Below are 19,527 nucleotides of genomic sequence, written 5' to 3' on the forward strand. Positions count from 1 at the left end.
CACACATTAAAGATACTGAGGATATATCGGTTTTAATCGTAAAAAAATGAGGGGGCCATACGTTTATTCCTCTTTCAAGATTCCCGAAATAAAAAAATTAGGATCCACAATCCCATTCTACCCCAAAGCATTACAATATTCAATTTCCCATTCTTTTTTCCTTCTCCTTAAACACCTTGTTCGCTGTCTTCATATCGGCATAACGGGGGTCTTGCACATAATCCTGTTTCAGCATTTTAATGACCTCGATACTCAAAAACCCAAACTCACTCACCACCTTACCGTAAAAACGGTACACCCCCTTGCCCCTAAAATGGTATTTGGCCGCTACAGGCGGAAACAATACCGTATCGAACACCTCCCCGTGTTGATCCAACAACGTAGCAAAATGCATGCGCTTTCCATTATGGGTACTGGTGTTCTTAACCGTAACCAAATAACCGTAAATATCGATATGGTTACCCAAATAGCGTTCCAGGTCCCTACTACCATGGTCGTTCCTGAGCGGTTCTTTCAACAACCCAAAAGGACTACACAGGCAAAAGCCCAAGAGTTCCAATTGGGTAAAGGCCATCTCAAGATCGGTGGTATGCATCTTGGGAATACTGAACTTTTCATGCCGCGGCGGAAACAATTTGGGATGCTCTACCAACATCCCCTTGGAGAGGAACAAATGTGCTTGCCACAGCAGCTCGTGCTGATTGACCTGGGTAAACCGAAAAGCATCAATACGGATAAGTATGCTTACCTGCTCTATAGAGATAACCACCCGATCCAGAAAATCGGCCAAAGAGGTAAAAGGTCCGTTCGCTGTCCGTTCCTTAAGGATACGATCCATAACCCGACTTTCCAACTCCTTTAAATACATAAGTCCCAGATACAGCTGTGTGCCGTAAAGACAGTTGGCGGGTTGACTTTTGTTCACACAGGGGGCGTGAATAGTGGCCCCAAGCATACGTGCCTCATGGATATAGCTTTCGGCCCGGTAAAATCCGCCACCGTTATTGAGCACGGCGACCATATATTCCAACGGATAGTACGTCCTTAAAAAAAGGCTCTGATAACTTTCCACGGCATAGGAGGCCGAATGTCCCTTGGCAAAGGCATAACCTGCAAAACTGGCAATCTGTTCCCAAATCTCAAAAATAAGCTTATCATCATAGCCCTTTTCCCTACAATTCCCGACAAACCTATCCTTTACCTTTTGAAACTCCTCCCGTGAACGGAACTTACCACTCATACCCCTCCGCAGTACATCGGCCTCTCCCAGATCCAGACCGGCAAAGCAATTGGCCACTTTAATCACATCTTCCTGATAGACCATGACCCCATAGGTCTCGGGCATAATATCCAACATTACCGGATGGGCCCTCTCCTTCGCCCGCCCCGGATTACGGTGCCGTAGGATATACTCGCGCATCATTCCACTTTTGGCCACCCCAGGTCGTATGATCGAGCTTGCCGCCACCAACCCAAGATAGCTGTCTACCTGCAATTTTTTGAGCAGCATACGCATGGCGGGTGATTCCACATAAAAACACCCCATGCACTGGGCACTCTTTATCATGTCATTGATGTTGGGATCGTTCTTAAAAGCCTTGATATCATGGATATCGAACTTAGCGGTTTCCTCGGGTCGACTCGCTTCCAGGATCTCCATGGTCTCTTTTATTTTTGCCAAACCCCGCTGCCCTAAAATATCGTACTTATACAGTCCGACATCCTCGGCAATGACCATATCGAACATAACCGTAGCAAACCCCTTGGGAGGCAAATGGGTCGCGGAAAAATAATGCGCGGGCTTTTCACTGATCAGGATTCCACTGGCATGAATGCTCAAATAATTGGGCATGCCCTTGATCAATTCCCCATACTTTAAGACCAAATTCGAAACCTCATCCAACCGTGAGGATTGGTACCGCCCATCGGCCAATAGATCGATTTCGTTTTTGGGCAACCCGAACACCTTGCCCAACTCCCGCACCGCACCACGATGCTTAAAGGTGACATAAGTCCCCAAAAGCACGGCATTCTTGAACGTGTCAAAAATATACTGGGTCATTTCCTCCCGGTCGCGCCATGAAAAATCGATATCGAAGTCGGGCGGATTCACCCGATATAGGTTAATGAATCGCTCAAAATATAGGTCGAGCTCTATGGGATCCACATCGGTGATCCGCAATAGATAGGCGACAATACTATTGGCACCACTCCCCCGGCCTACATAGAAAAAACCCTTCTTTTGGGCATGGGAAACAATATCCCAATTGATAAGGAAGTAGGATACAAACCCCATTTTCTTGATTAGGCCCAGTTCCTTTTGCAATCGGTCCAAAATCGTTTTGTTCACTTCGGGATAACGATACGACAACCCTTTTTGGCATAGTTCCTCAAGTAGTTTTTCGTCCTCTTCCTTAGACTGTAGATAAGTCTTTTGATTCTGGGGCTCCCGCCCCTCTGAAAAATCGAAATGTATACTACAGGAATTCATCAACTTCTCGGTATTCCCAAGAATAAAGAGATACTCCGAAAAGGCTGTTGCCAGATTCTGTACGGGGTACATCTTCTCGCCCTCTGAGGCTTCTTCGCTCTTTGGAAGCTTGCTCAACAACACATTATTATCGATGGCCCGCAAGAGACGATGCGCATTAAAATCGCGTTTGTTCCTAAAGGTAACGGGTTGCAACACCACCAATTTAGCCCTGAGCTCAACCAGTTTGGAAAAGGGCAATCGCCTTAGGTCGGCAATCGAAACGCCGATAAATTCATCGTCGGAAAAGGTAATCTGGTCATTGAGCAATACTTTCTCAAAAGGGTAAATGACATAGGCATTATCAAAATGTGGGGCAATGGCAGGCAGTTCTTCCCCTTTGTGCAGATGCCATGATAAAAAGGCATTCAACTCTTGATAGCCTTCATTGTTCTTGGCAATACCCACAAAACATGGGTCTACCCCATTCCTAAAATCAATACCCAAAATAGGCCGTATGTTGAATTCCTTGGCCTTGCGCACGAAATTGAGTCCGGCAGAGGTATTGTTGATGTCGGTCAGTGCCAATTGGGTCACATGGTTGGCTTGGGCCAATTGCAGGAGTTCGAGTTCGGAAAAGGTTCCGAAGCGAAGGCTGTAATATGTGTGACAATTTAGATAGATAGACGTTAGATTTTAGATGTTGGATATTGGGTGTTGGCAAAATGAATCTTTACATACTGTCTGGTCGAGCGCAGTCGAGACCCATGTTGATAGTTGCAATGCTTCAAAGACCTCTCGACTGCGCTCGAGGTGACAGCAAACCCAAAACCTACTGTTTCCGATGTGCCAATACGGTCGGTGGTTGCCCATTGAAGGGGTTATGCATTCTACCAATGGTCCTAGCCCCCATAGCCGAAGCCCTTACCACACTTTTATCCCCGTAGCGTTCCCGCATACGATCCATGGCTGCATAAAGGTTCAACGCTTCCTCGGTATCGTCAAAAAGGTTGATCTGATAATTGCCCGATACCAAATGACTGAACCGTATCCCCACCAAGCGCACCAATAACCTTCTGTTGTACAATGTTTTGAACATTTCCAAAATCTTGGGAATGAGAATATGGTCGGCACTCGTATACGGAATACGCATTTGCTTGGAATACGTATTAAAATCGGAATAACGGATCTTGACGGCAATACAGGCCGTCAGTTTTTCTCCCCTACGTAATTGAAAGGCCAGATTCTCGGTCATCGCGATAAGGATACCCCTCAGTTTTACCACATCAATGGTGTCCTTATCAAAAGTACGTTCGTTGGAAATGGATTTTCGTTCACAAAAAGGGATTACGGGTGTATGGTCTACCCCATTGGCACGCTTCCAGATTACCTCCCCATTCTTTCCCAACACGCGTTGCATCAAATCCATCGGCATTTCTTGAACCGTCTTTACTTTCCGTAACCCGAGATTGCGAAGGGTCTGATAGGTCTTATCGCCCACCATGGGTATTTTTTTTATCGACAGGGGAGCCAAAAAAGGTTTTTCATAACCCAAATCGATTTTCAGTTGATTGTTTGGCTTGGCCTCACTGGTAGCCACTTTGGATACCACTTTGTTTGCTGAAAGTCCAAAAGAAATAGGCAAACCCGTTTCCTTGATGATCCGTTTACGTAGCTCGGAAGCATATTGGTAACAGCCAAAAAAACGGTCCATTCCCGAGAGGTCGGCATAAAACTCATCAATACTCGATTTTTCGAACAAGGGCACCTGTTCCTTGATGATCTCGGTGACCATATCGGAATGCTTGCTGTAAGTGCCCGCATTGCCCCTAATGACGACTGCTTCAGGACATAATTCCCGCGCCATTTTCATGGGCATACCGGAATGCACCCCAAAACCACGGGTTTCATAACTACAGGCCGCCACCACTCCCCGATCGCTGGTACCACCCACCAATAAGGGACGATTTTGCAACTCGCTGTTCAAGAGCCGTTCCACGGATACAAAAAAAGTATCCAGATCTAAATGAAGTATGGTCTTTTGCATAACTATCCTACGAAATAATATTCCTCTTAGTAAACCTTGGTTTCTTTGAATAGAACAGCTCCAAAACAAAATCAAACAGAGACCCTGACTGTAAACGTCAGGGTTAGTTCCTCCATTTATTTTGTCATCGCATTACATGCTTGCCAAAACAAGGTTTCACTAAAAGGGACAGCTAAATTATGGAATAATTCCTATTTTTTGGATTATTTCCATATAAATAAAAATATTTAACGTATCGGCTTCCAATTCCTGGATCCAATATGCTTTTTCAATTGTGTTAAAGGGAATAAGGTGTTTACAAATGTTTTTTTTGAATCGACAAGAACTACACCTTGATGTATATTTTTTTCTTGTTCAACCACCAACCAACAGCCCAGCACAGTAGCATAAAAACCAAGGCAAAAGCAAGCGACCCGAAGTAATGGCCAATCCAACTGAAACCTTTTTCATAAATATAGTTGAACAAAGACTGCTCGCCATCTACCCTTACAAAGTGCATTCCTATTGCCAAGTATTCAGACAGCAGGTATATGAACAGGGGATTCTTCCCGAAAATCTCAAAGAAGTTGAAGTTCACGGGTTTTCTGACCAGATCTATCCAATAAATCAATACTGAAAGCAGTATAATATCCATCCCTACGGTAAGGACGACGAAAGAGCTTGTCCATAATTTCTTGTTGACAGGAAAACCCAAATCCCAAAAATACGCCACGATCAATAGGCCGGTCCCGACCATTAGCATTTTAGCGAGCTTTTTAAAATCGACCCCTCCATCAATAACGTATTTCCCAACCAAATATCCTGCTATCACATTACATATTGCCGGAAGGGTACTTAAGAGTCCTTCTGGATCAAAAGGGATACCGTCACCCATATACAAATGGGCATCACCAAAAACAAACTGGTCTATTGTTCTAACGAAATTGCCTTCCAACGTATAATCACCAAAGGCATAGAGCAACAACCAATACCCCAACAATAGGATTCCCGACCCTATTAAAAGTTGTCGGTTTGTCAAAAAATAGATCATGATGGCCCCCATGAAATAACATAATGCAATTCGCTGCAATACCCCCAATATCCTGGTTTCACTAAAAGGAACCATTGCAAGGTCCCCAGTTTCCGTCCATGACATGAACGGGATCCAGTACATGAGATATCCCAATAGGAAAATAATCAAGGTACGCTTTACGATTTTTCCAAAAACCTCGGACAAGGACTTATCGCCCCAGCGCGTTTTTACAAATGCAAAGGCATTGCCCACTGCAAAAAGAAAGGAAGGAAAAACCAAATCGGTCGGGGTAAATCCGTGCCATTTGGCATGTAGTAACGGTGAAAAGGTAAAGCTATGATCTCCCGGCGTATTCACAACGATCATTAAACAAATGGTCAACCCCCGAAAAACATCCAGTGCTTTAAATCTTTTCATACTTATACTGGCAGGCTTAAATTCCACAAATTAGTGTACATGTGACTTTCACCTACCAAAGTACCACAAATTTCTTTATTATTTTCCAGAATCAGTTACTAAAAAAGGGGCAAGTCCTAATCAAAAGCGAATCCTGTAGACACTCTATAGACAAAAGCATACAGCACGATAAAGAACATTGCGAAACTGAACCATGCGAAAACCTTGAAATAGTTCTTGACCATCAAATGTCCCAAATTTCGAAATCCTTCCTCATAAATCTTCTTAATAAGTAGTGTTGTCTTCATAATCAAAATTTTACTATTGTTTATAGTAAGATTACAAAGCCCATTCCACGTCCTGATGAAAAGGGGGATTTTAGTTTAAGGGAGATAAAAAGTTGCTGAAATACTGCTTTTTGATTAAAATGGAAGGTTTTTAAGATCGACATTCCCACCAGAAATGATGATTCCAACTTTTTTGTCGATAAATCGATTTTTTTTACGCAACACGGCCGCAAAGGCCACCGCACTGGAAGGCTCTATAACGATCTTCATACGTTCCCAAACCAATTTCATGGCCGCTATTATTTCATCCTCGCCAACACGAACAATACCTTCCACATATTTTTGGATCAACGGAAAACTTTTATCCCCCAGTTGGGTCTTGAGTCCGTCTGCGATGGTATTCGTAGTATCATTCGATTCTATTTTTCCACTTTTCAAGGAACGGTAAGCATCATCGACCTCAAAAGGTTCCGCACCGACCACCTTACAATCATTCCCAAAATGATGGGCAGCAAGTGCTGTCCCGGCAATGAGTCCGCCACCCCCAACAGGCACGACCACAACATCCAGGTCGGGTTGTTCCCGCAACAGCTCCATACAAGCGGTGCCCTGCCCTGCAATCACATTCCGATCATTGGAAGGATGGATAAAGGTCGCCCCTGTTTCCGATTGGATTTCCTGGGCCATGGTATTCCTTGCCCCTAGGGTAGGTTCGCATTCGATAATTGTCCCGCCATAACCCTTAACGGCATCTTTCTTCACTTGGGGGGCAGAAGATGGCATTACGATATAGGCCTTAACCCCCAGGCTCTTCGCTGCCAAGGATAAAGCCTGGGCAAAATTGCCCGAAGAATGGGTGACCACCCCTTTTTCCCTTTGTTCCTTGGTCAATTGTAAAATGGCATTCGTAGCGCCCCGCATTTTATAGGCACCCATTCTTTGGAAATTCTCACACTTAAAGAACAGCTCGGCTTCTGCAATCCCATTCAATAAATGAGAGGTGAAAATTGGGGTTTCATGAATAAAAGGAGTAATTCTTTGATGGGTTGCAATAAGATCTTCTTTCTGTATCATGGTTGACAATATCAATTCATTTTAACGCCAGTACCACAACTGAAAATGGGGGCACTTCAATTTTAATTCCATCCTTTTTCAAAACAGCTCCCTTAAAATCGGTCGGCTTTATTTTTTCTGGATCCCCAAAGGAATTATAATCCTGCACCTTAGCACTCTTCAAAATGCGCCCAGATACCGATTTATAAACCTTGTCCAAAGAAACCGTAATGTTCTTTGAGTCATGAAGGTCTATATTCACCAACGAGATATGGGTGACCCCTTCCTTATCTATTGATGCGGATGCAGAAATCGCTGGTAAATACTCCCCCTTATATTCATAATTGTCGGTTTTCAATTGCAAGGGTACCAAGACCGCATCTTGATGTATCTTGTACATTTCCATTACATGATAGGTTGGGGTTAGTATCATTTTCTTGCCTTCGGTCAATATGACTGCCTGAAGCACATTCACTGTCTGTGCCAGATTGGCCATTTTCACCCTTTGTGCATGGTTATTGAAAATATTCAGGTTCATACCTGCAATCATGGCATCGCGCATGGTATTCTGTTGATACAGAAATCCCGGATTTGTTCCTTGCATAACGTCATACCACCCTCCCCATTCATCAACGACCAAGTCCACTTTTCGTTCAGGGTCATATTTGTCCATTATCTCGGTATGTTTTTGAATGAGCTCTTCCATCTTCCACGATCTTTGCATGGTCTTGAAATATTGATCTTCCTTAAACTCGGTGGAAGACCCTTTACTGCCCCAGTCAATGACCGAATAATGGTGCAATGCAACACCCTGTAAAAGATTATGGGGAATGTCGCGCATCAGGGTTTCGGTCCAGCGATAATCCGCATCACTGGCTCCGGACGCAATTTTATCCAATCCGCCTTCAACGCCTACACCCGACATAAAAGTGGCATATTTTCTATAAACATCGACATAATATTCGGGGCGCATATTACCCCCACAGCCCCAAGCTTCATTACCAACACCCCAAAATTTAACCTTCCAAGGCTTTTCACGACCATTTTGTCTCCGCAAGTCGGACATGGGACTTTTACCCTCAAAATTCACATACTGTACCCAATCTGCCAACTCCTGTACAGAACCACTGCCCACATTCCCGGAAATATAAGGTTCGGTGTTTAAAACTTCACAAAGGTTCAAAAAATCATGCGTTCCAAAACTATTGTCCTCGGTAACATTGCCCCACCAGGTATTTACAATGGCAGGTCTGTTCTCCTTTGGACCTATACCATCTTTCCAATGATACGTATCTGCAAAACAGCCGCCTGGCCACCTTAGGTTAGGAATGTTCAACGCTTTTAAAGCATTTATTATATCGTTGCGGACCCCATTGGTATTCGGAATGGTCGTATTATCCTCGCCCACATAAAAACCATCATAGATACACCTTCCCAAATGTTCGGCAAAATGCCCATAAATATGTTTACTGATTACGGTTGTGTCATTAGACTTGGCAAACGCAATAGTATTCTGTTGGGAATAGGAGAAAAATACAATCAACAATGCAAAAACTGTGGTTCTGAGTTTCATATCTTCATTATTTAAATAATTCACTTCACCAATTAGGTAGGCTTAATCATCAATGAAAGTAAAACTTATTTTAACAAAATCCATCCTTAATCCCACAAAGAAATCCATGACACCCACAATACACGTATACAATTGGGAGGAACACCAAATATTTAAGCCATATCTTCGTTAGTATTGGGATTGGCACAGCTTTTGAATCTTGATAGTTACCAATCGAATTGGAGTATTGTTATGCGAACCATTTTTATTCTTAGCACTTTTCTTTTATGCCAATGGATGTATGGGCATACTTTTGGTTTTGATTCTACATCGGACCACAAGGATTTTGTAGCTTCCAATAATCCACTCAGTGTTTCAAACAATCTGGAAGAAATCGAAAAAACGGAAGCAACGGATATGCTAAAATCCGCCATCAACATCACCTCACCGAACAGCAGTAGTATCTGGACTATCCCTGGACCGGTAGAGCTGGAATGGAACACCAAGAATATCGGCACGGACAAATCGATACGCTTTTTTCTCGCCAAGGACGATATGGTAGTGCAGGAACTGGGAACCTTTAAAAACACAGGGAATGCGGGTGGCATCATCCTAGCCAGGAACATTAGCTCTGGGAATAATTATCAGGTGGTAGGTATTGAGATGTTTCCCGATGACAAGTTTCATATTGCCAAGGTGTCCACACCCTATTTTTCCATCAAGAATAAAGAGTCGGATGCCAGAAAGGAACAGTACAGACTACTGAATGCGTCAAAAACCAATACGGTAGCCAAGGCAAAAACACCTAAGAAAATCCAAAACCCCAAAATTGCCGAAGCTCCCAAAAGAATGGAGTTCGACGGTCGAAATATCACCTATGTAAAGGAATTGTCCTTTAAAAACGAAAAAATCAAAATCAAGATATGGGACCACGGCCGACAGGATGGCGATATCGTTTCCGTTTATCTGAATGGGTTCACCATAGTTTCAAAACACCCATTGACCTATTCCAAGAAACAGATAGAAATCACTTTAGACCCCAATAAGAAAAACGACCTGTTTCTCTATGCCCATAACCTGGGGAAATATGCCCCCAATACCGTTTCGGTCGAGATTACCGATGGAACGACCTCCGAGAACATCATCCTGAATTCCGATCTAAAGAGTTGTGAAGCGGTGATGATCAGTGTAAACAAATAACCCCTTACCTATAATGTCACCTTCCTACCCGTCTTGACGGCCAGGTAAATGGCATCAATGATTTTCAAATCCCTTAATCCTTCTTCCCCATCAACAGGCACCAAGGGTTGCACGTCCTCAAAAATAAGCTGGGCCATACCTTCCATCTGTAAAGTTTGATGCGTACTATGCGGCTGGTCCAATTCACCCTTATGCGTACGCCCCTTTATTGGACCATAACCCGTGGAAGGTTGCATTTCTACCCAACCTTTCTCTCCGGTCATGTAAAAACGATCTAAATGATTCATTGCATAGGTTGAAAGACAGGATGCCATCGCCCCACTGGGAAATCCCATTTGAAACGTTATGGTTTCGTCAATTCCTTCCTTGAACTTCACCGGATCGGTCTTGGTTTCTTGGGCAGTGACCCAAATAGGCTCCTCTCCCAACATATAGCGTGCCCCATTGATCGAATAGATACCAATATCCATCATGGCACCACCACCCGATAATTCTTTATCCAATCGCCATTGGTTCGGATTACCCATTACGAATCCCGATTGTCCTTGAAAAAATTTGGGTTGCCCAAATTCACCCGTTTGTCGCATACGTATGACCTCAACCGTTTTGGGCTCATAATGCATACGGTATCCCACCAATAGCTTCACCTTGGCTTCTTTACAGGCCTTGACCATACGCTCCCCTTCTTCGGCATTTATGGCCATGGGTTTTTCGCAGATCACATGCTTACCAGCCTTGGCAACCCGAATGGCCTGTTCACAATGGAGTCCGTTAGGGGTTATAATATAAACTGCATCAATATCGGGGTTCTCCTTGATCCGATCAAAATCAGTATAATCGTAGCAATTTTTATCCGGAATATGATACTCGGATTTCCATTTAGTGACTTTGGAAGGTGAACCACTGATCACACCGACCAACTTCGCCCGTTTACAAGCTACCATCGCCTTGGCCACCCTGGTCCCATAACTGCCCAACCCCATTATGGCTACCCGTAGTACGGGACCGTCATAAGGTTCTTCACAAGCAGCAAAAAGACTTGTTGGAGCATATAAAATTGGCACGCTTAGCGCCGTAAGTGACATTTTTTCGATAAAATCCCTTCGTGAACCCATAGTGAATTTGATTTGTATTAAAATTACGTTTTAATACCGGAAACTAAAAACGGGATATAGGACCCTTGAAAAACTTACCCCAATATTTTGTATCTTTCAATGATTCAGATATTTAAACCATCAGGACATGAAAAAACCAAGGAAAGAAGACATTAAACAGGAGGTATTCGACCTCTACGACGATTACGCCCATAATCGGGTAAATAGAAGGCTGTTCTTGGATAAGTTATCGACCTATGCGGTAGGCGGACTCACCCTTCCTTCCTTACTCAGTTTTATCTCTCCCGATTATGTCAAAAAAATTCAAATCACACAGGATGATTCGCGATTGAAATCGGAATACATCGAATATGATTCCCCCGATGGTGGGGGACTTATAAAAGGATTGCTCTCCAAGCCTTCGGATGCCACCGGAAAACTTCCGGGCATTGTCGTGGTTCATGAAAACCGCGGATTGAATCCACATATCGAGGATGTTGGCCGTCGTGCCGCCCTTGCCGGATTCGTCTCCTTGGCACCTGATGCCCTGACACCTTTGGGCGGATATCCCGGAAATGACGATGATGGCCGTGAACTGCAACGCAAAAGGGACCGCAACGAAATGCTGACAGACTTTATAGCGGCCTTTCACTATCTGAAAGACCATCCGGATTGTAATGGCCATGTTGGTGTCGTGGGATTTTGTTTTGGAGGATGGATATCGAATATGATGGCCGTTGAGGTTGCTGATCTAGAGGCTGCCGTTCCTTTTTATGGGGGACAACCTACCGAGGATATTGATAAAATAAACGCTCCCCTCCTATTGCATTTTGGTGCATTGGACAAACGGGTGAACGCGGGGTGGCCCGCCTATGAGGCCGCGTTGAAAGCACACGGCAAAAGGTACGAAGCCTATATCTATGAAAAGGCCAATCACGGGTTTCACAACGACACTACCCCAAGATATGATAGGGAAGCTGCAGAATTGGCATGGGATAGGACCATTGCCTTTTTCAAAAAAGAACTGCTGTAACGGCTGTACTTAAATAAACCTCGGATAACATTAATCCACCTGATCCTTGAATGTCAATTTAAATGTGGTTGATTGCCCATTGGAATGAAAGTTGATCGTCCCATAATGTGCGTTCATAATATTCCTGCTCAGGCTTAGGCCAATACCGGAACCATTATTTCGGGTGGTGAAAAAAGGAACGAAAACCTCCTTTTTGATCGAATCCTTTATACCATGGCCATTATCACTTACTTCGATGACCGTTGACGTATTTGCCCGATAGGCTTTCAACGAAATTTTGGGATGTTCACTGTTTTGCAGTGCATAAACACTATTCGTCATTAAATTGATCAATACCTGCTCCAACTGGTTTTTATCTGCAAATAAGCGTAAGGATTTTGTCCCTAAATCGATCTCAACTTGGATTCCCTTTTCTTTCAATAATCCGGACAGGAAAGTCTTGCTGTGCCCAAAGAGTTCCTCGATAACGAACCAAGTCGGTTTGGGTGTTGGCAGTTCGGCCAAGAGGCGATAATTCTCAATGAAATCCAAAAGATGTAGGGTTCTTTTTTTTATGGTCGAGAGACTCTGTGCTATATCCTTTTGATGTTCCCCCACCCCCTGACTTTCTTCCCCAATCAAAAATTCAAGGTTATTGGTCAAGGATGTTATTGGGGCTATGGTATTGATGATCTCATGACTCATTACCTTCATCAGATTAAACCAGGCTTCCTTCTCCGTGCGGTCCATGATATTTTGAATGGGATCAAGATTTACGACGAGATAACGCTTGCCATAAATTTCGGAAGTATAGGTTCGCAAACTAAAAACCTCCTCTTTATCATTTACTTTCAACGTGATAACATCCCTTAAATTCCGCCAACTTTCCTCCTTTAAATATTTTTCAAAGGCATTTAAATATTTCTTGGCCATTGACCAATGGGTATACTGCGGTAATTCAAGGATTTCGAAAAATGCTTTGTTCGAAAAAAATATCCGTTCCGAATCTTGCTTCAAAATCAATATCCCTGTATCCATTGATTCGATAATCGATTCGTACACCAACTTCATCGATTCTGACTGGACCCTTGTCTCCTGCGACTGTTCCAAGAGTTCCTGTAATGGTTTCGCAATGTTCTTGGTGAGCTTGCTTTTAGGAATCTTTACGGAGAGATCCCGCTGTACCAATGCCTGTAATGTTTGTGACGTTCGAAGTAAGGTTTCCTTGGTCTTATCGAAAAACGAATAGGCTGCCGAAATGGCCAATACAAAGACCAATAAGGCCACGAATGGATAACCCTTCATGACTAAAATCGTTCCACAAACGGTAAGTACAAGGGATAACCCAACCAATAAAAAAAATGAAATACCTAGTTTTCGCATGGTAGACTATAGCTTATATTTTTCCATGCGGCGATAAAGTGCTGCACGTGTTATACCTAAATCCCTCGCAGCATTGGTGACATTGCCCCGGTGCTTTTCAAGCGCCATTTCCACCAACATTCGTTCGGTCTCCTCCAAATTAAGGCTCGCAATGAAATTCTCCTTTTTTCTTTGGGGGCCAAAATGCAGATCGGATTCCGATATCTCATTTTCATCACAAAGAATCACCGCCCGCTCAACCATATGCTCGAGTTCCCTAACATTTCCCGGCCATCTGTAGTCTTTTAATGCCTCAATGGCCGCCGAGGAAAATTGTAACTTCCCCTTTTGATACTTCTTCTTATTCCTTTCCAAGAAAAAAGTGGCCAATAACGGAATATCATCCACACGATCCCTAAGGGGCGGCACAAGTATCTCCATGGTATTGATGCGATACAAAAGGTCCTGACGGAATTCTTTCTGTTCTACCATAGCATGTAGGTCCATATTGGTTGCACAAATTATCCTGACATCGATCGCTCGTTCCCGGGACTCCCCCAGACGCACCACTTTTCTGTTTTGAAGTACGGACAATAGTTTGGTCTGCAAGTGTATGGGCAAGTTACCGATTTCATCTAAAAAAAGGGTTCCTTCATCAGCCAATTCAAAGCGACCTATACTATCCTCCCTGGCATCGGTAAAAGCACCTTTTGCATAGCCGAACAATTCACTCTCGAAAAGATTGCCATTCAATGACCCAAGATCGACATGTGCGAAAATCTTATCCCTTCTCGAGGATAGGTTGTGTAACATCTTGGCAACAACGAATTTCCCTGTTCCATTTTCCCCCAACAGCAGTACATTGGCATTGGTGTCAGCAACTTTCTCAACCATATTGACCACCTCCTTAAATGCCTTTGATGTTCCGATCACCCTATGGCCATCCATATCTAACGAGGTCGTTATCTTCTTGAACTTTTCCCCTTGTTTTTTGGATTTTCTCTGGGCAATACCCCCATCAATGGTCACCAAAAGTTTATCATTGTCCCATGGTTTCAACAAAAAATCATATGCCCCCAGTTTAATCCCTTCAACAGCCAGACCAACACTGGAATAGGCCGTCATGAGAACGACCACCGTTTCCGGGGAAACTTCATTGACACGTTTCAACCAATAAAGCCCTTCGTTTCCCGATTGTTCCCCCCTTCTAAAATTCATGTCCATCAGCACCAAGTCTACCACAGATTGACTTAAGGTCGTCATAATCTTCTTGGGATCTGACAGGGTTATAACCTCACTGTAGAAACGACCTAAGAATAGCTTTAGGGAATAAAGGATGTCCGGGTCATCATCGACCAATAGCAATGTGTATTTCTTTTTTCCCATATTCAATTTTAATGATATGTTCGATATCGTACAAATAAGTGTCCGAAAACGGACACTTATTTGTGTGTCAAAAATTATTATATACTGATTTACAGTAACTTAACATCCCTTAATCCCTTTGGCATGATATACGCTAAAGATAAGTTGAAAAATTACCTCAATGGACAGAAAGATTGAACATAAAAAAAATCCACTCAAACGCATACTCCTGTATACCCTACCTGCCATTTTACTATGCCTGCTTTTATGGTCGGCATTGGCAGCCGGCAACAAAGTAACGATTGACAGGGATAGGGTAAGTATAAAAACCGTGGAATATGATTCTTTTGAGGATATGGCCCTTTTCAACGGAAAGGTACAACCCCTAAACACCCTTCAAATAAACACTATTGAGAGTGGCACGGTCAAAAAGATACACGGGCAAAATGGTGCACTTATCAAAGAAGGCGAACTTTTACTGGAACTGTACAACCCCAATACCGAACTTAGTTATCTCACCCAGGAAACAGCCATAATCGAACAGATCAACAATCTCAGAAACACCCGTATATCGATTAAAAACCAACAAATGACCTTGGACAAGGACCTTATTCAAATGTCCTACAATTTCAACAATGCTGCACGACAATACCGTATGGACACCACATTGTACCGAAAAGGGGTAATATCAAAAAATGATTATCTAAAATCAAAGGAGACTTTCGAGTTCCAAGGGAAACAACAAGAGAATACTAAAAAATACATGCAAAATGAACAAAAGGATAGGGAAACCCAGTTGCGATTGATCAATGCCTCCATAGAAAAAATGGAGGAAAGTCTGGAGCAATTGCGAGAGAACAAAGAAAATTTTATTGTTAAAGCCCCTGCAACCGGACTATTATCATCATTTAACCCTTTACTGGGAAAGAGCTATAATAAGGGGGAACTCATTGGAAAACTGGACATGCAGGATGGATACAAACTTTTGGTACGGGCCGACGAGTATTACTACAGTCAATTAAAAGAGGGGAAAATGGCCCTATTGGAATTTAACGATCAACAATATCAGCTAAAGGTTGAAAAAGTGGTTGCCGAGGTCATCAATGGTAAATTCGATATTGAACTCGTTTTTGAGGATAAAACTCCCGAAACCATACAACAGGGAATGACATTGCCCATTAAGATCTATTTATCCAATAAAAAGGAAAAGGCACTTTTGCTTCCCAAGGGCTCATTTTACCAATCATCGGGCGGACAATATGTTTTTGTATTAACCGATGACAATACCGCGAAGAAGCGAAAAATAAGCATTGGAAAGGCCAATGCCAACTTTTACCAAGTACTGGAAGGCCTTGTCAAAGGCGACAGGGTAATCACCTCATCCTATGACGATTTTAAGGACAAAGATGTACTGGCATTAAACTAAGAAACCAAAACAGCATAAAACATTCATCAATCAGTTAGAACCATTCAATTATGATACACCTTAAAAACTTAAGTAAAACCTACAGCACGGAGGAAGTAGAGACCACAGCCCTAAATGATATTTCCCTCGAAGTCAAAGAGAGTGAATTTCTGGCCATTATGGGGCCCTCGGGATGTGGAAAATCCACTTTATTGAACATTATAGGCCTCTTGGATTCCTTTGATTCGGGCAGCTATGCTTTTTTAGAAAAGGAAATGTTCGGATTAAAGGAAAGGGACCGTGCCCTGTTCAGAAAGCAGAATATTGGTTTTGTATTCCAGAATTTCAATTTGATCGACGAACTAAGTGTTTATGAAAATATTGAGCTGCCCCTTGTTTACAATAAAATTGGAAAGGCAGACCGAAAAGTCAGGGTTGAGGAAGCCATGGAACGTCTAAATATCTCACACAGAAGCAAACACTACCCACAACAACTATCAGGTGGCCAGCAACAACGCGTCGCCGTAGCCCGGGCATTGGTGAACAAACCCAGACTCATTTTGGCAGATGAGCCGACAGGCAACCTTGACAGCAAGAACGGCAATGAGGTTTTGGAATTAATGACTGAGCTGAACTCCCAAGGTGCTACTATCATCATGGTAACACACTCGAGTTACGACGCTGGGTTTTCAAGTAAAATCGTAACACTCCGTGATGGGATAGTCGTTGGCGAAAAAGTGAATCAACGTCAAATAGAAATCATCTAAATCAATCAAAAAACGAACAATCATGATTAATTCCTGGCTTAAGATCTTCCTTAGGAACCTAAAAAAAAGACCGCTCTACCCGCTCATCAATACCCTTGGACTTACCTTGGGAATCACTTGTTTCATCTTGGTCATTCTTTTTGTGAGCAAAGAATTGAGTTATGAAAAATGGAATCCCAACCTAGCCCATATCTACAGGCCCATTCGCCTATTCGACAATGGGGAGGTATGGACCACCTCACCGGGTATCATGGTAAAAACAGCGAAAGAACAACTCCCTGAATTGGAAGATGCCATGATGATGAATTGGATGGGAAGCATTCTCTTCAATTCCGATGGAAAAAAACTGATGAAGGGTGCCATGGGCACCACTCCCAATTTCTTTGACTTTTATCCTTATCCTTTTAAATATGGGACAAAAGATAACCTTTTCAAAAACGAGAATGAACTTGTCTTAAGCGATACCTTCGCCTATGAACTTTTTGGGGACACCAATCCTGTTGGCAAAACCATAGAGGCCCTTTTCAGAAACCAACCTATAACGTACCTCATAACCGGGGTGTATAAGACCAAAGGTTATCCCAGTGAAACCCAGCCTGCGATCTTAAAGTTGATTAAGGAGACCGACAATATGGACCATTGGGGCAATTTCAACTACATGGCACTATTCAAGTTTCATCCCGGAACCGATATTGGGTCCTTCATTCCCAAATTCGATAAATTCTATGATGAAAACACCTATAAATCTTGGGGGATTTCTTGGGAAGAATACCTAAAAGGGAAGGAAGAGCGAATGTCCATAGAAAATTTAGGGGATATCCATTTGTTTTCAAAGGTCCATATGGGCAAAGGGGCCAATACCATTTTCATTCTTTCCTTATTGGCATTCCTTATCCTTGTAATATCTTCGATCAACTTTATAAACTTGAGCATATCCGGTTCAACACAAAGAGCCAAGGAAGTTGCTGTCCGGAAAACACTGGGTACCAGTAAGACAAAAATCGTACTGCAGTTTATCTTTGAAGTTACCCTGCAATGCCTGTTCGCCATCGTAATTTCTTTGGCGCTGGTAGAAATCCTTCTACCCTTGTTCAACAGCCTAATGAACACCGAATTGGAAATCCTTGACCCCTACAACAAGTGGTTCTGGGCGTTAGGCATTATTGGGTTACTCGTTTTCATTGCCGGCATTTTCCCGGGGATATACCTTTCAAACTTCAATCCGGTAAAAGTATTGAAAGGTAATTTCGGGCGTTCAAAAAGCGGAAATACCCTCAAAAAGACCATGATTATATTTCAATTTTGTATTTCCGCGATCTTTCTGATTTCCGCATTCATCATAAAATCACAATTGGATTATATGAACAATAAGGATCTTGGGTTCCAAAAAGACCAAATGCTATTTGTACCCATTCAGAATGGGGGGGAAACCTGGAAAAAGATGGAAACATTCAAACAGGAACTCACCAAACTGAAAGGTGTTGAAAAGGTAGCCACGACCACAAGGCCCCCAGGCACCTATGCAGGAAATGGTTCAAATTCAAATGTTGATTACCGTGAAATAAGCTATCAGACCGATATGCATTTTATCGATGCGGACTATTTCCCCACCATGGGCATAAAACTTTCTGAAGGGAAAAATTTCATTCAAGATTGGATGCAGACAGATCGATCAAAATTCACAATGGATTCAGATGGGGACACCCTACTCTTAAATGAAATCATTGTGAACAAAAAATTGGTGGACAAATTCGGATTTGAAAACCCTATTGGCACAGAGGTTTCCTATTGGGGCTATAAGGGCACCATTATTGGCGTGGTCGACAACTATATCTCCAAAGGGTTTGACGAAGGTGCCTACCCCGCTTTATACATGAACTATCTTAAAGGTGATAATGGGGATTGGGGCAAACCGTCCTTTGTAATGATAAAATTGAACAATCAGAACGTGAAAACCACCTTGAACGAGATCGAAAAATTCTGGACGACTCGTATCGAACCCCGTTTTCCGTTTAAGTATGAGTTTCTTGACCAGAATTTTGCCGAACTATTCTCCAAACACGAACGCTTGGAAAAACTGGTGACCGGACTTTCAATACTGATGATTTTCATCTCATTGCTTGGGTTGTTCGCAATTGCCTCGCACACCGTTCAACTGCGTTATAAGGAAGTGGCCATTAAAAAAACCTTGGGAGCCTCGGAAAAAGAGTTGGTGTTCGGACTTATCAAAGACTTTATTCTCATCACCATAATCGCCCTTATTATTGCCCTCCCCATCTCATTCTATCTATCGAATAGATGGCTGCAAGACTTTGCCTATCGCATCGATATTCCCATAGCCCCCTTTCTGATAGCCCCTATTGTCATGTTGACATTGACCATAGCCATCATTCTGGTGCAAGCGGTAAAAGCCCTAAAGTTGGACTTGGTCTCCCATCTCAAATATGAATAATATGGTTTTAGGATTCAACAACAAGCCTACAGCCGTTTTTTTTGCATATGTAT

Annotated in this window: 14 protein-coding genes; 5 read left to right on the forward strand and 9 right to left on the reverse strand. The window is 42.8% G+C overall.

The genetic code is table 11. From position 1 onward, the window contains the following. Positions 1–139 precede the first annotated feature (139 nt). From LX92_RS13345 to LX92_RS13365, 6 genes are all read right to left on the reverse strand, one after another. Positions 140–3,154, reverse strand: coding sequence for a DNA polymerase III subunit alpha (locus LX92_RS13345; RefSeq protein WP_109651421.1), 3,015 nt, complete (start codon positions 3,152–3,154; stop codon positions 140–142). Positions 3,155–3,302: 148 nt separating this feature from the next. After that, complete coding sequence (locus tag LX92_RS13350; protein ID WP_109651423.1) at positions 3,303–4,517, reverse strand: DNA polymerase Y family protein; 1,215 nt, start codon at positions 4,515–4,517, stop codon at positions 3,303–3,305. Between the two features lie 325 nt (positions 4,518–4,842). Beyond that, entirely contained in the window at positions 4,843–5,946 is a 1,104-nt protein-coding gene (locus LX92_RS13355; RefSeq protein ID WP_109651425.1) for an acyltransferase family protein, read from the reverse strand. Between the two features lie 116 nt (positions 5,947–6,062). After that, positions 6,063–6,233, reverse strand: a complete 171-nt coding sequence (locus LX92_RS22445; protein ID WP_170117848.1) for a DUF6747 family protein — start codon at positions 6,231–6,233, stop codon at positions 6,063–6,065. A 114-nt stretch (positions 6,234–6,347) separates the two neighbouring features. Further along, positions 6,348–7,286: a pyridoxal-phosphate dependent enzyme gene (locus tag LX92_RS13360; RefSeq protein WP_109651427.1), complete on the reverse strand. Its 939-nt coding sequence runs from the start codon at positions 7,284–7,286 to the stop codon at positions 6,348–6,350. A 16-nt stretch (positions 7,287–7,302) separates the two neighbouring features. Further along, entirely contained in the window at positions 7,303–8,838 is a 1,536-nt protein-coding gene (locus LX92_RS13365; RefSeq protein WP_109651429.1) for an alpha-N-arabinofuranosidase, read from the reverse strand. Between the two features lie 231 nt (positions 8,839–9,069). On the opposite strand from LX92_RS13365, the gene LX92_RS13370 reads away from it, so the two are divergent. After that, positions 9,070–10,017 (forward strand): hypothetical protein, encoded by a 948-nt coding sequence (locus LX92_RS13370; protein ID WP_146197834.1) that lies wholly within the window; start codon positions 9,070–9,072, stop codon positions 10,015–10,017. 8 nt (positions 10,018–10,025) lie between these two features. Here LX92_RS13370 and LX92_RS13375 read toward each other — a convergent pair whose 3' ends face one another. Beyond that, on the reverse strand, positions 10,026–11,132 hold the full coding sequence (locus LX92_RS13375; protein ID WP_109651433.1) for a Gfo/Idh/MocA family protein: 1,107 nt from the start codon (positions 11,130–11,132) through the stop codon (positions 10,026–10,028). 127 nt (positions 11,133–11,259) lie between these two features. Here LX92_RS13375 and LX92_RS13380 point away from each other — a divergent pair, with 127 nt between their 5' ends. Further along, entirely contained in the window at positions 11,260–12,144 is an 885-nt protein-coding gene (locus tag LX92_RS13380) for a dienelactone hydrolase family protein (protein WP_109651435.1), read from the forward strand. Between the two features lie 30 nt (positions 12,145–12,174). On the opposite strand, the gene LX92_RS13385 is transcribed toward LX92_RS13380, so the two are convergent. Continuing rightward, on the reverse strand, positions 12,175–13,506 hold the full coding sequence (locus tag LX92_RS13385) for a sensor histidine kinase (protein ID WP_109651437.1): 1,332 nt from the start codon (positions 13,504–13,506) through the stop codon (positions 12,175–12,177). 6 nt (positions 13,507–13,512) lie between these two features. After that, on the reverse strand, positions 13,513–14,871 hold the full coding sequence (locus LX92_RS13390) for a sigma-54-dependent transcriptional regulator (protein ID WP_109651439.1): 1,359 nt from the start codon (positions 14,869–14,871) through the stop codon (positions 13,513–13,515). Positions 14,872–15,031: 160 nt separating this feature from the next. Between LX92_RS13390 and LX92_RS13395 the strand changes: the two genes are divergently transcribed. From LX92_RS13395 to LX92_RS13405, 3 genes are read left to right on the forward strand one after another with little or no spacing between them, the layout of a single operon-like run. Beyond that, complete coding sequence (locus tag LX92_RS13395; protein ID WP_109651441.1) at positions 15,032–16,276, forward strand: efflux RND transporter periplasmic adaptor subunit; 1,245 nt, start codon at positions 15,032–15,034, stop codon at positions 16,274–16,276. A 50-nt stretch (positions 16,277–16,326) separates the two neighbouring features. Then, on the forward strand, positions 16,327–17,022 hold the full coding sequence (locus LX92_RS13400) for an ABC transporter ATP-binding protein (RefSeq protein WP_109651442.1): 696 nt from the start codon (positions 16,327–16,329) through the stop codon (positions 17,020–17,022). 22 nt (positions 17,023–17,044) lie between these two features. Next, a complete protein-coding gene (locus LX92_RS13405) occupies positions 17,045–19,474 on the forward strand; it encodes an ABC transporter permease (RefSeq protein WP_109651444.1) in 2,430 nt (809 codons plus the stop codon). The last annotated feature ends 53 nt before the right edge of the window (positions 19,475–19,527 follow it).

The organism is Maribacter polysiphoniae (genome assembly GCF_003148665.1).
GTDB lineage: Bacteria > Bacteroidota > Bacteroidia > Flavobacteriales > Flavobacteriaceae > Maribacter_A > Maribacter_A polysiphoniae.

Coding starts and splice junctions, on each gene's coding strand:
- LX92_RS13385 (WP_109651437.1), bottom strand. CDS start 13,506: ATGCGAAAACTAGGTATTTCATTTTTTTTATTGGTTGGGTTATCCCTT.
- LX92_RS13380 (WP_109651435.1), top strand. CDS start 11,260: ATGAAAAAACCAAGGAAAGAAGACATTAAACAGGAGGTATTCGACCTC.
- LX92_RS22445 (WP_170117848.1), bottom strand. CDS start 6,233: ATGAAGACAACACTACTTATTAAGAAGATTTATGAGGAAGGATTTCGA.
- LX92_RS13405 (WP_109651444.1), top strand. CDS start 17,045: ATGATTAATTCCTGGCTTAAGATCTTCCTTAGGAACCTAAAAAAAAGA.
- LX92_RS13360 (WP_109651427.1), bottom strand. CDS start 7,286: ATGATACAGAAAGAAGATCTTATTGCAACCCATCAAAGAATTACTCCT.
- LX92_RS13370 (WP_146197834.1), top strand. CDS start 9,070: ATGCGAACCATTTTTATTCTTAGCACTTTTCTTTTATGCCAATGGATG.
- LX92_RS13350 (WP_109651423.1), bottom strand. CDS start 4,517: ATGCAAAAGACCATACTTCATTTAGATCTGGATACTTTTTTTGTATCC.
- LX92_RS13375 (WP_109651433.1), bottom strand. CDS start 11,132: ATGGGTTCACGAAGGGATTTTATCGAAAAAATGTCACTTACGGCGCTA.
- LX92_RS13390 (WP_109651439.1), bottom strand. CDS start 14,871: ATGGGAAAAAAGAAATACACATTGCTATTGGTCGATGATGACCCGGAC.
- LX92_RS13365 (WP_109651429.1), bottom strand. CDS start 8,838: ATGAAACTCAGAACCACAGTTTTTGCATTGTTGATTGTATTTTTCTCC.
- LX92_RS13400 (WP_109651442.1), top strand. CDS start 16,327: ATGATACACCTTAAAAACTTAAGTAAAACCTACAGCACGGAGGAAGTA.
- LX92_RS13355 (WP_109651425.1), bottom strand. CDS start 5,946: ATGAAAAGATTTAAAGCACTGGATGTTTTTCGGGGGTTGACCATTTGT.
- LX92_RS13395 (WP_109651441.1), top strand. CDS start 15,032: ATGGACAGAAAGATTGAACATAAAAAAAATCCACTCAAACGCATACTC.